Raw genomic sequence first — 13,765 nt, 5'->3', positions numbered from 1 at the left:
CAATAATTGTTCCGGGAGCGAATGATGACCAACTTGCCTGATTACCTCAGCGATTCCGCACAGGTGGATTCCGCCGCCATTAAACCTTTGCCAAGTTCCCGTAAAATCTACGTCCAGGGTAGCCGACCCGATCTACGGGTGCCCATGCGGGAAATTACCGTCCGGGACACCCCGACCGAGATGGGCGGAGAAAAAAATCCACCGGTTGTGGTGTACGACACTTCCGGACCTTACACGGATCTGGATGCGACTATCGACCTGCGCAAAGGTCTCAAGCCTTTGAGAGCGGAGTGGATTGCAGAGCGCGACGATGTCGAACAGCTGCAAGGTTACTCCTCCGAATTCACCCGCCGCCGAATGAAAGATCCGCAACTGGACCCGCTCCGTTTTATGGACGAGCGCAAGCCACTGCGCGCCAAGCCGGGTAAGAACGTCAGTCAGATGCATTACGCCCGCCGGGGAATCATCACTCCGGAGATGGAATTCATCGCCATTCGCGAAAACATGAAGCTGCAGGAAGCCCGCGAGAACGGCCTGCTGGATGATCAGCACCCGGGCCAGTCATTCGGTGCCAACCTGCCGCCGGAGATCACGCCCGAGTTTGTGCGTGAAGAAGTGGCCCGTGGCCGCGCCATCATCCCCGCCAATATCAACCACCCGGAAACCGAACCGATGATCATCGGTCGCAACTTCCTTGTGAAGATCAACGGCAACATCGGCAACTCCGCCGTCAGTTCCTCCATCGAGGAAGAAGTGGAAAAGCTCACCTGGGGCATCCGCTGGGGCTCGGATACCGTCATGGACCTGTCAACCGGCAAGAACATTCACGAAACCCGGGAGTGGATCATCCGCAACTCGCCGGTCCCTATCGGCACCGTGCCGATTTACCAGGCCCTGGAAAAAGTCGGCGGCGTGGCCGAAGACCTGACCTGGGAAATCTTCCGGGATACGCTGATCGAGCAGGCCGAACAGGGAGTGGATTACTTTACGATCCACGCCGGCGTGCGCCTGCACCATGTGCCCATGACTGCAAAGCGCACCACAGGCATCGTCTCCCGGGGTGGTTCCATCATGGCCAAGTGGTGCCTGGCTCATCACAAGGAAAGCTTCCTGTACGAGCACTTTGAAGACATCTGCGAAATCATGAAGACCTATGACGTGTCCTTCAGTCTCGGCGATGGCCTGCGCCCCGGTTCCATCGCCGATGCCAATGACGCGGCCCAGTTCGGCGAGCTGGAAACCCTGGGCGAACTGACCAAGATCGCATGGAAACACGACGTGCAGTGCATGATCGAGGGCCCGGGCCACGTTCCCATGCATCTGGTGAAGGAGAATATGGACAAGCAGCTTGAATGCTGCGATGAAGCCCCGTTCTACACTCTCGGCCCGCTGATCACCGACATCGCTCCGGGTTACGATCACATCACCTCCGGTATCGGTGCCGCCATGATCGGTTGGTTCGGCTGCGCAATGCTCTGCTATGTCACACCCAAGGAGCATCTGGGCCTGCCTAATAAGGACGACGTGAAAACCGGCATCATTACCTACAAGATCGCCGCCCACGCCGCCGACCTGGCCAAGGGGCACCCAGGCGCCCAGATTCGCGACAACGCCCTGTCCAAGGCCCGTTTCGAATTCCGCTGGGAAGACCAGTTCAACCTGGGGCTGGACCCGGACACGGCCCGCGCCTATCACGACGAAACCCTGCCCAAGGAGTCCGCCAAAGTGGCGCATTTCTGTTCCATGTGCGGTCCGAAATTCTGCTCCATGCAGATTTCCCAGGAGGTCAGGGATTATGCGAAGGAGCACGGCCTGGACGAGGTATCCGCGGTGGATGCCGGTATGCAGGAGAAATCCCGCCAGTTCGTGGAGTCCGGGAGTAAGCTTTACGACAAGGTTTGAACTTGAAGTAATGCCCAACTAAAGGCTATCGTTCGAAGTCGATTCAACGACCGGACAAAAAATGGCCAAACCGTTCCAGTTCAAAGCCAACGACGTCAACGTCGAAAAACGTGAAACCGTCTTCCAGGGCTTCTTCCGCATGGATAAGCTCTGGTTGACCCACCCGCGTTTTGATGGCCGGGACATGCCGGTATTTACCCGCGAACTCTTTATTCGTGGCGACGCTACCTGTGTACTTCCCTACGATCCGGAACGGGACGAAGTGGTTCTGCTGGAGCAATTTCGCCTGGGTGCACTGGGCCGCGACCAGTCGCCGTGGCTGCTGGAGCTGGTAGCCGGCATGAACGAAGATGGCGAGAGTCCGGAAGAGGTCGCCCAGAGGGAGGGCCAGGAAGAGGCCGGGCTTACCTTTGAGCCGTTGGAAAAAATCTGCGATTACCTGGTTTCCCCCGGTGGCAGTACTGAAATGATTCATCTCTACTGTGGCCGCGTGAGCACCGAAGATGCGGGCGGGCTATATGGTATGGAACATGAACACGAAGATATCCGCGCCCATGTGGTGTCATCGGATGATGCCATAGCGATGATCCACGATGGCCGTATAAACAACGCTGCCGCCATTATTGCTCTCCAGTGGCTCGAGCTGAATCGGGCCCGTTTGAGGAAAGGGTGGCAATGATGGGTGAATGGACCATGAAGCCCAAGCGGTACGTTCCGGATCTGAGGCAACTGGGCGCCTTGTGTGATGGAAACTATCAGCGGTTACAGAAACTGCGGCAGCTGGAGGTGGACGGCAAGCCCGTCTGCGAATTCGAGCTGCATCGGGAGAACCATTACCTGGGACGAGTCCGGATTCAGGTGCTCCAGACAGCAAAGTTCACCGAAACCCTGTTGCTTGAGCAGGTTCATAATTCCGGGCGTTGGTTAAACAACCCTCGAATGACCGTGCGGGTCTACCACGACGCCAATATGGCCGAAGTGATCAGCTGCTACCGTGATCGCCAGATTGCTCCGGTCAATGATTATCCCAATCGCTTCATGCATCACCCGGACGAAAAGGTTCAGGTCAACGGCTTTCTTGCCGATTGGCTGGATTACTGTCTGCGGTTTGGTCACCTACCTATGGAACATGCAGCTTGGTCTGCCGGTGAAGGCGTCGACTGAGGCAGCCTGTTACAGGTCCATCCTGTACTAAAGTGGTGTGGCTATGGCTCACCGATGTGCCATAGTTGTCAAAAATTGCAATATTTCACCAAAGCCTGGCAAGAATGTGACTCCGGTTCGATTCGAAAGTGATAAATACGCGAACCGGCGTCGTACACTTATGCTCAGACCATGTATTGCCAGTGAGTAGATCCAGAAAGCCATGACCAGAAAGGAACAAGCCCGGCCACTGCGGGTACTGCAGCTGACTGATCCGCACTTGATGGCGCGTGCCGACGGAGATCTGTTGGGCGTCAAAACCCGGGAAAGCCTGCAAGCGGTTATTGCCGAAGTGCTGAAAGTGCACGGCCAGCCGGACCTCATCCTGGCCACCGGGGATCTAGCCCAGGACGGCTCGGTAGAGGCCTACCGCGTGTTTGGCGAGAGCCTGAAGGCGTTTTCCTGTCCTTCCGTCTGGATTGCCGGCAACCATGATCATGGTGATAACCTGATGAAAGTTGCCGGGGAGTATGATGCCTGCGACCGTCATGTGATTCAGGGTGGCTGGCAATTCATCATGCTGGACTCTTCCGTGCCCGGTATGGTCTTCGGGGCTCTGGCCGATTCAGAGCTGGACTTCCTGGCTCAAACCCTGGAACAGAACCCGGATCTGCCCGCAGTCGTTGCCTTGCATCATCACCCGGTAGATATCGGTTCCGACTGGATGGAAAAAATCGGACTTACCAACCGGGATGCCTTCTGGCAGGTGGTCGATCGATTCCCCCAAGTCAGGATCGTATTGTGGGGGCATATTCACCAGGAGCATGAACGTGAACGTAACGGCGTGCACCTGATGGCGACGCCGTCCACCTGTATCCAGTTCACCTCCGGTTCCAGCCAGTTCTCGGTTGAGGATTTGCCGCCGGGCTACCGTTGGTTCGAATTCCACGACTCCGGGGACTTCACCACGAAAGTCCGCCGGGCGAAAGATTTCCGGTTTGAGCTGGACCAGAACAGCACGGGTTACTGAGCGCCTTGCTCCAGTTACTTTGTCTCAGCCACTGTGCTTTTGAACGCTGCAAATTGTTAATCTCAATGAGAGTGCCCCCCGTCGGGTCAACCCACTCTGCTGCTTAAAGCTGGCAAGTGAGGTTCGCTGGAGTTAACGTCTTCAGTTAAACTGCGCAAAAAATTCGTTCAGGAAACCAGACTATGAGTGAGATACCCGCAGACCTTAAATACATTGAGACCCACCAATGGGTTCGCCTGGCAGATGACGGTACAGCGACGGTCGGCATTACCGATTTTGCCCAGGAGCAACTGGGTGATGTGGTTTATATCGGGGTTCCGGATGTGGGCGCGACGGTTAATGGTGGCGAGGAAGCTGGTGTGGCGGAGTCGGTCAAGTCGGCCTCGGATGTCTTCAGTCCGGTGACGGGTGAGGTTATCGCGGTGAACGAGAGCCTCGAGGATGAGCCTGAGAAGGTCAATGAGGATCCTTATGGTGATGGCTGGCTATATAAGGTCAGACTTGAGGATGCCGGTGAGCTGGATGGCCTGATGGATGCTGTGGCCTATTCGGAGCATGTGGCGGCCGAGGGGTAGCAATTCTCCTGAGGTGCTTGAGCAGGCGGGCAGGGCTTTCGAAAACACGCTCCTTACAGCCCATCCCTTGGGCGCTTGGGCTCCGCCATCCATGGCTCCGCACGGTTTTCGAAAGCCCTGCCCGCCTGCTCCAGTAGCTTGGGTGTTGTCCTCAACCGTTCATGTATAATCCGCTCCCCGAAATTTCCTCTTCCTGGTGGTCCTTATGAACTTCCCTGTCCTCTATCTTCGCAAAGGCGCAGAGCGCCGTTTCCGTGCTGGCCATCTTTGGGTTTACAGTAACGAGGTGGATACTCGTCGCAGTCCGTTGACGGAGTTTGAGGCCGGGGTTCAGGCGGAGCTTAGGGCTTCGAATGACAAGCCGTTGGGTACATTGTTCGTAAATCCTCATGCATTGATCTGTGGGCGGTTGATCAGCCGCGATCCAGGCCATGGGATGACGCCCCAGCGGTTGACCCAGCGGATGGAGGCGGCGCTTGCGTTGCGGGATCGGCTTTTTGACAAGCCGTTTTACCGGTGGGTGTTCGGCGACAGTGACGGGCTTTCGGGCCTGGTGATCGACCGGTTTGATTCCACGGTGGTGGTGCAGATTTCCACGGCCGGTATGGAGGCAATGAAGGAAGCGGTTGTCCGGGCGGTTCAGCGGCTGGTGCATCCGGAAGCGATCATCCTCAAGAACGATGGCAAGATGCGCAAGGTGGAGGGGCTGGATACCTACGTGGAGCAGGCCCATGGCGCCGAAATCAGTCTCTTGGAGGTTGAGGAGAACGGTGTCCGGTTCGAGGTGCCGTTGGAAGGTGGCCAGAAAACGGGCTGGTTCTATGATCACCGGATGAATCGTGCCCGCTTGCAGGCCTATGCTCCGGGTAAGCGGGTGCTGGATGTGTTCAGCTATGTCGGTGGCTGGGGCATTCAGGCGGCGTGCGCCGGGGCGACTCAAGTGACCTGTGTCGACAGTTCGGCCGGTGCCATTGACTCCGTCCACCACAACGCCAGACTCAATGGCCTCGACAATGTGGAAACCATTGAGGGCGACGCCTTTGAAGCCCTGAAGGCGCTGGCGGATGAGAAGGAGAAGTTTGATGTCGTGGTTCTGGATCCGCCGGCACTGATTCCCCGGCGCAGGGATCAGAAAGCGGGGGAAGAGGCCTATGCCCGGCTGAATCAGCTCGGTCTGCGGTTACTGGAGCGCGATGGCATTCTGGTGTCGGCGTCCTGTTCCATGCACCTCTCGCAGGACAAGCTGGTGGACATTATTCGGGGTAGCGGCCGGAAGATCGACCGCTTTGTCCAGTTGCTGGAGCAGGGGCATCAGGCCCCGGATCATCCGGTGATTCCGGGTATTCCCGAGACCGATTACATCAAATCCTGCTTTGTCCGATCACTGACAGGGTTCTTTTAACCCTATCATTAACCCCGCAGTGACATCACTTTCCAGCCGTTGTCCCGGGCAAATTGCTCCAGGGTCGGGTCCGGGTCAACGGCTATCGGGTTGTCCACTTTTTTCAGCAGCGGCAGGTCGTTGTGGGAGTCGCTGTAGAACCAGGCCCCTTCAAGCGTCCTGTTATGGGCGGTCAGCCAGTCATCCAGTCGCGTGACCTTGCCATCCTGAAAGCTCGGAGTGCCGGCCACTTCGCCTGTATAACGGCCGTTGACCAACTCCGGTTCGGTGGCAATCAGATGTTCGATGCCGAGAGCCTCGGCAATGGGTTCAGTCACAAACCGGTTGGTGGCGGTGATGATCATCAGCGTGTGACCCTGCTCCCGGTGGCTGTCCAGCAGCGCATCCGCACTGGCCTGCATCATGGGGCGCACCTTTTTCTCCATAAAGGCTTCCCGCCACGCCAGTAGCTCCTCCATGTTGTGACTGGCCAGCGGCTGAAGCGCAAAGCCGAGGTAATGCAGGATATCCAGCTCGCCGTTCAGGTATTCCTGGTAGAAGCGGTCGTTGGCTCGGCGGTATTCCTCGGCATCGACAATGCCTTCCTCTACCAGAAATTCGCCCCAGGCGTGGTCGCTGTCGCCGGCCAGAAGGGTGTTGTCCAGATCAAAAATTGCGAGCGTCAAGCGGTTACCTCCGGTGATCACAGGGCTTTCGGGAAAACGCCAAGTCTACCATGACCTGTCCCCAACGGCTGCGTTTGCCGAACCCTTGGGATTCTGTAAGAATGAGAGCAACTTGGACAAATCCGACCGGTGAATTTTTGTACCGGTCTACCGACTTTTGAGAGGACTGTGCCGTGATCGATTCAGACGGTTTCAGACCCAACGTCGGAATCATTCTGGCCAATCACAGGGGAGAAGTTCTCTGGGCAAGGCGAATAGGGCAGGACTCCTGGCAGTTCCCCCAGGGCGGCATCAAACATGATGAATCCCCCGAGGATGCACTGTATCGGGAGCTTGGAGAGGAAATCGGCCTGTGTGCAAGCGATGTGGAAATCATCAGTTGCACCCGAGGCTGGCTGAGGTATCGACTCCCGAGGAGGATGGTACGCCAAAACTCCCACCCTGTTTGTGTGGGCCAAAAACAGAAATGGTTCCTGCTGAGGATGTTATCGCCGGACGCGCAGGTTTGCGTGGACGGCACGGATTCACCGGAGTTCGATGGCTGGCAGTGGGTAAGCTACTGGTATCCGCTGGGCCAGGTGGTCTCTTTCAAGCGAGAAGTGTATCGACGCGCGCTGAGAGAGCTTGCGCCGCGGCTGTTCTACAACATGGAGCAGTGGCACAGGGCGGAGCAGAATCAGCGTTTACAGGAACACCAGAAATGACGGACTGACACCGCCATGCTGAGCATTCTGCGAAGTCTAGTGCAAGAGGTAAACAGCGCCCGCGATCTGCAGGAGGCGCTGGATATCATTGTATCGCGGGTGCAGAAAGCCATGGGAACCGAAGTCTGTTCCGTTTACCTGCTTGACCCGGCCACCAACCGCTACATTCTGATGGCCACCGAGGGGCTTTACCGCAAGGCGGTTGGCCAGGTGAGTCTGGCCTACTCCGAGGGCCTTGTCGGGCTCGTGGGCTCCCGTGAGGAGCCCATTAATCTGGAAGATGCCCCTTCCCATCCGCGCTACCGCTATTTCCCGGAGACCGGGGAGGAGCGGTTCCGTTCTTTCCTGGGTGTTCCGATCATTCACCATCGCCGGGTATTGGGCGTGCTCGTTGTCCAGCAGCGGGAAAGTTCCCGATGCTTTGATGAGGGAGAAGAGGCCTTTCTGGTAACCGTTTCCGCTCAACTGGCGGGGGTCATAGCCCACAGTGAAGCGACAGGCGCTATCAGCGGCCTGTCCCTGACTGGAGAAGAGACGCACGATGTCAGCTTCAATGGCGTGCCGGGTGCTCCGGGCGTTGCCATCGGCAGTGGCGTTGTCGTCTATCCATCCGCTGACCTTGACGTGGTTCCGGAAAAGCCAACCGACGATATCGATCAGGAACTGGCGCTGTTTGGAGCTTCGGTCAAAGCGGTCCGGGAAGATATCGAGCGCGTTGCCAAGCGGTTGGCATCGCAGCTCCGCCCGGAAGAGCAGGCTCTGTTCGATGTCTATCTGAGAATGCTGGGCGATGATGCCATGCCTGGTGAGGTGTCGAACAAGATCAAGGAAGGGATCTGGGCCCAGGGCGCCCTCAAGCAGGTGGTTCAGCAGTACATCCGTCATTTTGAGATGATGGATGATCACTACCTGCAGGAACGCGCTGTTGATATCCGGGATCTCGGCCGCCGGTTGCTTTCTCATCTTCAGGAGGGCGAGCAGAAACACCTGAATTACCCCGAGCGCACGGTACTGGTCAGCGAGGAGCTGACGCCGGCGATGCTTGGTGAGGTTCCCAAGGGGCAACTGGTTGGGCTGGTGTCGGTTAAAGGGTCCAGTAACTCCCACGTGGCCATCCTTGCCCGTGCCATGGGCGTGCCTACGGTCATGGGGCTGGTTGATATTCCTGTTAACCAACTTGATGGCAAGGAACTGATTGTCGATGGTTTTGAAGGTCAGATCTTTGCCTCTCCCTCCGCAGATCTCCGTTCCTATTATCAGGCAATCTGCGATGAAGAAGACGAGCTGATCCGGGGGCTTGAGGTCCTCAAGGACAAGCCCTGTGAAACCACGGACCACCACCGGGTTTCACTGCTGGTAAACACTGGTTTGATGACCGATGTGGTGCGCTCGCTCTCCCACGGTGCCGAAGGTATCGGTCTGTACCGGACCGAAGTGCCGTTCATGATCAAGGACCGGTTCCCCTCCGAGCAGGAGCAGCGTGAGTACTACCGGGAACAGCTTGAAGCCTTTGCGCCGAACCCGGTTACCATGCGTACGCTGGACATTGGCGGCGACAAGGCGCTGACCTACTTCCCGATCCAGGAGGAGAACCCCTTCCTGGGCTGGCGTGGGATTCGGGTTACTTTGGACCATCCGGAGATCTTCCTGGTGCAGGTCCGGGCCATGCTCAAGGCCAGCGAGGACCTGAACAACCTTCAGATTATGCTGCCGATGATCTCCAATATCTCGGAAGTGGAAGAGTCCCTGCACCTCATTTACCGGGTGTATCACGAGGTTCGCGAAGAGGGCTACGATATTCACATGCCCAAAGTGGGCGTGATGGTCGAGATCCCGGCTGCCGTTTACCAGATTCGGGAGCTGGCGGACCGAGTAGACTTCCTGTCAGTTGGTTCCAACGACCTGACCCAATATCTGCTGGCGGTGGATCGTAACAATCCACGGGTAGCCCAGCTTTACCATTCATATCACCCTGCGGTGCTTCAGGCGCTGGTCCGGATTGCCCAGGACGCTCACTCGGTAGGCAAACCGGTTGGCATCTGTGGCGAGTTGGCGGGAGATCCAGGTGGTGCGCTGCTATTGATGGCCATGGGCTACGATTCCCTGTCCATGAACGCGGCCAGCCTGCCCAAGGTCAAGTCAGTCATTCGCAGTGTCAGCCGGGAGTGGGCCATCCAGTTACTGGAAGATGTGCTGCTGCTGGATTCACCCCACGTGATCAAGAGCTGCGTCGATCTGGCGTTGCGAAATGCCGGTTTTGGCCGGTATCTGCGCCCCGGTAAGTCATCGGCCATGGCTGTATCGGAGGCCGCAGTTTCCTGATCGGAGGCGCGGATTCCGACAATATAGGGTGTGCACTCTAAATACGGTTGTTATCTTGACTATGGAAGTATCCGGCGGTCCGCCTGAAGGACCCGCATTCTTTATCCGGAAAAGGGAAGGCTATGAGCTCGCCAGTTGATCATAAACCCGCTCCCCGCATCGGGCTTGCCCTTGGTGGCGGTGGTCCTTTGGGCGGAATTTATGAGATCGGAGCGCTCAGGGCGCTGGATGAGGCGCTTGATGGTCTCGATTTCAACAACATCGATGTGTATGTGGGCGTAAATGGCGGGTCTTTTGTTGCGGCGAATCTTGCCAACCAGATGACCACGGCACAATTGTGCCGGATTTTCGTGCGTAATGAGGCGGAAGTACACCCGTTCCATCCGGAAGTCTTCTATCGCCCGGCTTTCCGGGAGATCGGCAGTCGCTTGCTGGCAATTCCCGGGCTGGTTTCGACGGCGGTGAGTCGCTTCGTCAACAACCCCTACGATCAGAGTCTGCTGGAAGCCATGACCATCCTGGCCCAGGTAGCGCCGGCCGGATTGTTTGATAACGAGGGCTTGCACGAGTATCTCAAGCGTGCCTTCACTATGCTCGGCCGCACCAACGATTTCCGCCAGCTCAAGCGCAGCCTCTACATAGTGGCTGCCGATGTTGAGAGTACCGAAGCCGTTTGCTTTGGCGCTCCCGGCTTTGACCATGTGCCCATTTCGAAAGCCATTCAGGCCAGTACCGCGTCGCCGGGTCTGTATGTGCCAGTGGAAATTGACGGCCGCTATTATGTGGATGGCACCCTGCGCAAGGGGTTGCACGCATCTGTCGCTTTTGAAGATGGAGCCGACCTGGTTTTCGCCGTGAATCCTCAAGTGCCGATTGATGCCAGCGCCGCGGTTCGGGCGGGCTCCATGAAACCGGGCGAGCTGACCCGCTCAGGCATGCCGAATGTTCTGTCACAGACTTTCAGGACCATGGTGTACTCCAGGATGCAGTCGGGCATTGCCCAGTACGCCCGGGATTATCCCGACAAGGACATTCTGCTGTTTGAGCCTACCCGTGACGACGCCAAGCTGTTCTTCTCCAACGTATTCAGCTTCCAGTCGCGAAGAATGGTGTGTGAACACGCCTACCAGATGACCCGACGGGATCTTCTGGGTCGTGCCGATCAACTGGAGCCCAAGTTGGCGAAATACGGCATCAAGCTTCGGCGGGATCGCCTTGAAGACGAGCAGCGGACGATCAGTACCAGTCTTTACGGCGAGATGCTGCCACTGTATGTGGCCAAGGGGAGGAAGAAAAAAGCCGAGAAGGGGCGGTTGGCGAGCGGCTTGGGTAACGTGTCGCACCTCTTCTCAAAGGCGCAATAATCCTGAGTGGGTAAGGGGCCAGATGACCGTTTCATCTGACCCCTGGTTCACGCTTACAGGATATACCGGCTCAGATCCTCGTCTTCGGACAATTCTCCAAGCTTTTCATTCACGTATTCAGCGGTTACCTCGAAGCCATCGGTGACTTTGTCACCGGCGTCGTAGGACAGGGTTTCAAGCAACCGCTCAAGGACGGTATGCAGCCGCCGGGCACCGATGTTTTCAGTGCTTTCGTTCACTTTCCAGGCAACCTCGGCAATGCGAGCAATGGCATCTTCCCGGAACGTCAGTTTTACCCCTTCGGTCAGCATCAGTGCCTCGTACTGCTGCACCAGGGAGGCATCGGGTTCTGTCAGGATGCGCTTGAAGTCCTCGGGCGTCAGTGCCTGGAGCTCAACGCGGATTGGCAAGCGACCCTGCAGCTCCGGAATGAGATCCGAGGGTTTGGACAGATGGAACGCGCCGGAGGCAATAAACAGAATATGATCGGTGCGCACAGAACCGTATTTTGTGCTCACGGTGCTACCCTCGATTAACGGGAGCAGATCGCGCTGGACGCCCTCGCGGGAGACATCCGACGAGGTATTCTCGGATCGCTTGGCGACCTTGTCGATCTCGTCGACGAACACGATGCCATTCTGCTCGACGGCCTGAATGGCTTTCTGTTTGATCTCTTCTTCGTTGACCAGCTTCGCAGCTTCTTCTTCCTTGGCCCGCTTGAGAGCGTCTGAAACCTTCATCTTCCGTGTTTTGCGCTTGTCGGAAGACAGGTTGGAGAACATGCTCTGCAGCTGATTAGTCATCTCTTCCATGCCTGGAGGCGCCATGATTTCCATCCCGGCGCTGGAGTTGCGCAGGTCGATCTCGATTTCCTTGTCATCCAGCTCGCCCTCCCGGAGTTTCTTCCGGAACAGCTGGCGGGTCGAGGAATCGGAGCTGCGCTGGCTGTCCTCACTGAAATCCCTGGGCGGCGGAATCAGCGCGTCCAGAATACGATCTTCCGCAGCGTCCAGCGCCCGTTCTTCGTGACGCTTCATTTCTGCTTCGCGCAGCATCTTGACGGCCATATCCGCCAGATCACGAATGATGGATTCCACGTCGCGGCCGACGTAGCCGACTTCGGTAAATTTGGTGGCCTCCACTTTCAGAAACGGGGCATCGGCCAATTTTGCGAGGCGCCGGGCAATCTCGGTTTTACCCACACCCGTGGGACCGATCATCAGAATGTTCTTGGGAGTGATCTCATCGCGCAGGCTGCTGTCAAGCTGCATCCGGCGCCAGCGATTTCTCAGGGCGATAGCCACCGCCCGCTTGGCTTCTTCCTGGCCCACGATGTGTTTGTTGAGTTCGTGGACAATCTCACGGGGAGTCATTGCAGACATGGTCGCTCCGGATCAGTCGTTTTTGGAGAGCACTTCAAGGGTGCGATTGTGGTTGGTGTAGATACAAATATCGGCGGCGATATCCAGACCCTTCTCGACTATCTCGTGGGCGGACAGGTCGGTGTTTTCCAGCAAGGCCCGGGCTGAAGCCTGGGCAAAGGGTCCGCCCGAACCGATGGCAATCAGGCCCTGTTCTGGCTCTATCACATCCCCGTTACCGGTGATGATCAGCGAGGCGGTTTTGTCCGCTACAGCCAGTAAGGCCTCGAGCCTGCGCAGGGCGCGGTCTGTGCGCCAGTCTTTCGCCAGTTCCACCGCGGCCCTGGTGAGGTTGCCCTGGTTTTTTTCAAGCTGGGCTTCGAATCGCTCGAACAGGGTGAAGGCATCTGCGGTACCGCCCGCGAAGCCGGCGATCACCTGGCCGTTGTAAAGGCGGCGAACCTTCCGGGCATTGCCTTTCATTACGGTATTGCCCAGGGAAACCTGGCCGTCGCCACCCATGGCAACTTCGTCATCGCGCCTGACGGAAAGAATGGTAGTCATTTGGGCTCCAATTGCCTGATTTAAATTGGTATCCCGTTGTTATGGAGGCTTATGGTGCGAATTCAAGGTGTTCGCAACGAGCCTGAAAGATCAGTCTTCCTTGGGGATCTTCCGGACCAGTGGCTGGATATTCAGAGATACCAGTTTGTCGATAGCGGAATTCATCTGGCTTCGGGATGTGAAAGGGCCAACGTTGACACGATACCAGACGGAGCCGTTGTCCAGGTCAATCCTCTGGGTGCTTGCCCGCAAACCCTGGAAGGCGATCTGGGCCCGCTGTCGTTCAGCGTCTTCCTTGCTGCGGAAGGAGCCGGACTGCAGCAGATAATTGAAATCCGTTTGCGTTGGTCCGGGCGTGTATTCTTCGACTTTGGGCGGTACCACCTCGGATTCCGGCAGCATCTCGTAGAAGCGGAACCCGGGCTTGTCTTCTTCCTTGGCTGTCTCTGTGGGCGTCTTCGCCGGTTTCTGGGCCGGCTTCTCACTGACCGTTTGCGGCTGCGAACCCGGGTTTGCAGGCAGGGAATTCAGATAAAAGATAAACCCGATAAAACCACCCACCGCAGCCAGGGACAGAATCCACTTGAGTGACAAACTGCCGTGCTGGGCACGGGCACTGGCCTTGGGTTTTGGGCGGGCCGCTTTTGGCTTTGCCTGCTTCGCCGGTTTCGTGCGCGACGTGGCCGAAGCTTTGTTGGGCCTGTCCTTGCGGGCGTAATCTCGGGACATTCGT

The 13,765-nt window shown here is 57.3% G+C and carries 13 protein-coding genes; 9 read left to right on the top strand and 4 right to left on the bottom strand.

Going from position 1 to position 13,765, the window contains the following annotated elements; translation table 11 throughout:
* Positions 1-24 precede the first annotated feature (24 nt).
* The 6 genes from thiC (at position 25) to CFT65_RS17425 (ending at position 6,052) form a co-directional block, all read left to right on the top strand.
* Positions 25-1,902 (top strand): phosphomethylpyrimidine synthase ThiC, encoded by a 1,878-nt coding sequence (thiC, locus tag CFT65_RS17450; RefSeq protein WP_088829327.1) that lies wholly within the window; start codon positions 25-27, stop codon positions 1,900-1,902.
* Positions 1,903-1,963: 61 nt separating this feature from the next.
* Positions 1,964-2,581 (top strand): NUDIX domain-containing protein, encoded by a 618-nt coding sequence (locus CFT65_RS17445; RefSeq protein ID WP_088829326.1) that lies wholly within the window; start codon positions 1,964-1,966, stop codon positions 2,579-2,581.
* Positions 2,581-3,066, top strand: coding sequence for a DUF1249 domain-containing protein (locus tag CFT65_RS17440; RefSeq protein WP_088829606.1), 486 nt, complete (start codon positions 2,581-2,583; stop codon positions 3,064-3,066). Before CFT65_RS17445 ends, CFT65_RS17440 begins: the two co-directional genes overlap by 1 nt.
* 202 nt (positions 3,067-3,268) lie before the next feature.
* Positions 3,269-4,075 carry a 3',5'-cyclic-AMP phosphodiesterase gene (gene cpdA, locus CFT65_RS17435; RefSeq protein WP_088829324.1) on the top strand — a complete coding sequence of 269 codons (807 nt, stop codon included), beginning with the start codon at positions 3,269-3,271 and terminating at the stop codon, positions 4,073-4,075.
* A 182-nt stretch (positions 4,076-4,257) separates the two neighbouring features.
* On the top strand, positions 4,258-4,650 hold the full coding sequence (gene gcvH, locus CFT65_RS17430; protein WP_088829323.1) for a glycine cleavage system protein GcvH: 393 nt from the start codon (positions 4,258-4,260) through the stop codon (positions 4,648-4,650).
* Between the two features lie 205 nt (positions 4,651-4,855).
* A complete protein-coding gene (locus CFT65_RS17425; RefSeq protein ID WP_088829321.1) occupies positions 4,856-6,052 on the top strand; it encodes a class I SAM-dependent rRNA methyltransferase in 1,197 nt (398 codons plus the stop codon).
* Positions 6,053-6,060: 8 nt separating this feature from the next.
* Here the strand turns inward: CFT65_RS17425 and CFT65_RS17420 are convergent, their stop codons facing one another.
* On the bottom strand, positions 6,061-6,717 hold the full coding sequence (locus tag CFT65_RS17420; RefSeq protein ID WP_088829319.1) for an HAD family hydrolase: 657 nt from the start codon (positions 6,715-6,717) through the stop codon (positions 6,061-6,063).
* Between the two features lie 173 nt (positions 6,718-6,890).
* Here CFT65_RS17420 and CFT65_RS17415 point away from each other — a divergent pair, with 173 nt between their 5' ends.
* From CFT65_RS17415 to CFT65_RS17405, 3 genes are all read left to right on the top strand, one after another.
* The gene (locus tag CFT65_RS17415; RefSeq protein WP_088829317.1) at positions 6,891-7,421 is read left to right on the top strand and encodes an RNA pyrophosphohydrolase; all 531 of its coding nucleotides are present in this window, start codon (positions 6,891-6,893) and stop codon (positions 7,419-7,421) included.
* A gap of 15 nt (positions 7,422-7,436) precedes the next feature.
* A complete protein-coding gene (gene ptsP, locus CFT65_RS17410; RefSeq protein WP_088829315.1) occupies positions 7,437-9,743 on the top strand; it encodes a phosphoenolpyruvate--protein phosphotransferase in 2,307 nt (768 codons plus the stop codon).
* 122 nt (positions 9,744-9,865) lie between these two features.
* A complete protein-coding gene (locus CFT65_RS17405) occupies positions 9,866-11,107 on the top strand; it encodes a patatin-like phospholipase family protein (protein ID WP_088829313.1) in 1,242 nt (413 codons plus the stop codon).
* Between the two features lie 53 nt (positions 11,108-11,160).
* On the opposite strand, the gene hslU is transcribed toward CFT65_RS17405, so the two are convergent.
* The 3 genes from hslU to CFT65_RS17390 form a co-directional block, all read right to left on the bottom strand.
* Complete coding sequence (gene hslU / locus CFT65_RS17400; protein ID WP_088829312.1) at positions 11,161-12,489, bottom strand: ATP-dependent protease ATPase subunit HslU; 1,329 nt, start codon at positions 12,487-12,489, stop codon at positions 11,161-11,163.
* A 12-nt stretch (positions 12,490-12,501) separates the two neighbouring features.
* The gene (gene hslV / locus CFT65_RS17395; protein WP_088829311.1) at positions 12,502-13,032 is read right to left on the bottom strand and encodes an ATP-dependent protease subunit HslV; all 531 of its coding nucleotides are present in this window, start codon (positions 13,030-13,032) and stop codon (positions 12,502-12,504) included.
* Positions 13,033-13,122: 90 nt separating this feature from the next.
* Positions 13,123-13,761 (bottom strand): SPOR domain-containing protein, encoded by a 639-nt coding sequence (locus tag CFT65_RS17390; protein ID WP_088829309.1) that lies wholly within the window; start codon positions 13,759-13,761, stop codon positions 13,123-13,125.
* Positions 13,762-13,765: the final 4 nt, after the last annotated feature.

The organism is Marinobacter sp. es.048 (genome assembly GCF_900188435.1).
In the GTDB taxonomy this organism is placed as follows: Bacteria; Pseudomonadota; Gammaproteobacteria; order Pseudomonadales; family Oleiphilaceae; genus Marinobacter.
The sequence above is the reverse complement of the archived record's forward strand: the minus strand, read 5'-3'. Positions and strand labels throughout refer to the sequence as shown.

Excerpts from the sequence above, each read along its gene's own strand:
- hslU (WP_088829312.1), bottom strand. The coding sequence starts at position 12,489 with ATGTCTGCAATGACTCCCCGTGAGATTGTCCACGAACTCAACAAACAC.
- hslV (WP_088829311.1), bottom strand. The coding sequence starts at position 13,032 with ATGACTACCATTCTTTCCGTCAGGCGCGATGACGAAGTTGCCATGGGT.
- CFT65_RS17445 (WP_088829326.1), top strand. The coding sequence starts at position 1,964 with ATGGCCAAACCGTTCCAGTTCAAAGCCAACGACGTCAACGTCGAAAAA.
- CFT65_RS17405 (WP_088829313.1), top strand. The coding sequence starts at position 9,866 with ATGAGCTCGCCAGTTGATCATAAACCCGCTCCCCGCATCGGGCTTGCC.
- ptsP (WP_088829315.1), top strand. The coding sequence starts at position 7,437 with ATGCTGAGCATTCTGCGAAGTCTAGTGCAAGAGGTAAACAGCGCCCGC.
- thiC (WP_088829327.1), top strand. The coding sequence starts at position 25 with ATGACCAACTTGCCTGATTACCTCAGCGATTCCGCACAGGTGGATTCC.
- CFT65_RS17440 (WP_088829606.1), top strand. The coding sequence starts at position 2,581 with ATGGGTGAATGGACCATGAAGCCCAAGCGGTACGTTCCGGATCTGAGG.
- gcvH (WP_088829323.1), top strand. The coding sequence starts at position 4,258 with ATGAGTGAGATACCCGCAGACCTTAAATACATTGAGACCCACCAATGG.
- cpdA (WP_088829324.1), top strand. The coding sequence starts at position 3,269 with ATGACCAGAAAGGAACAAGCCCGGCCACTGCGGGTACTGCAGCTGACT.
- CFT65_RS17390 (WP_088829309.1), bottom strand. The coding sequence starts at position 13,761 with ATGTCCCGAGATTACGCCCGCAAGGACAGGCCCAACAAAGCTTCGGCC.
- CFT65_RS17425 (WP_088829321.1), top strand. The coding sequence starts at position 4,856 with ATGAACTTCCCTGTCCTCTATCTTCGCAAAGGCGCAGAGCGCCGTTTC.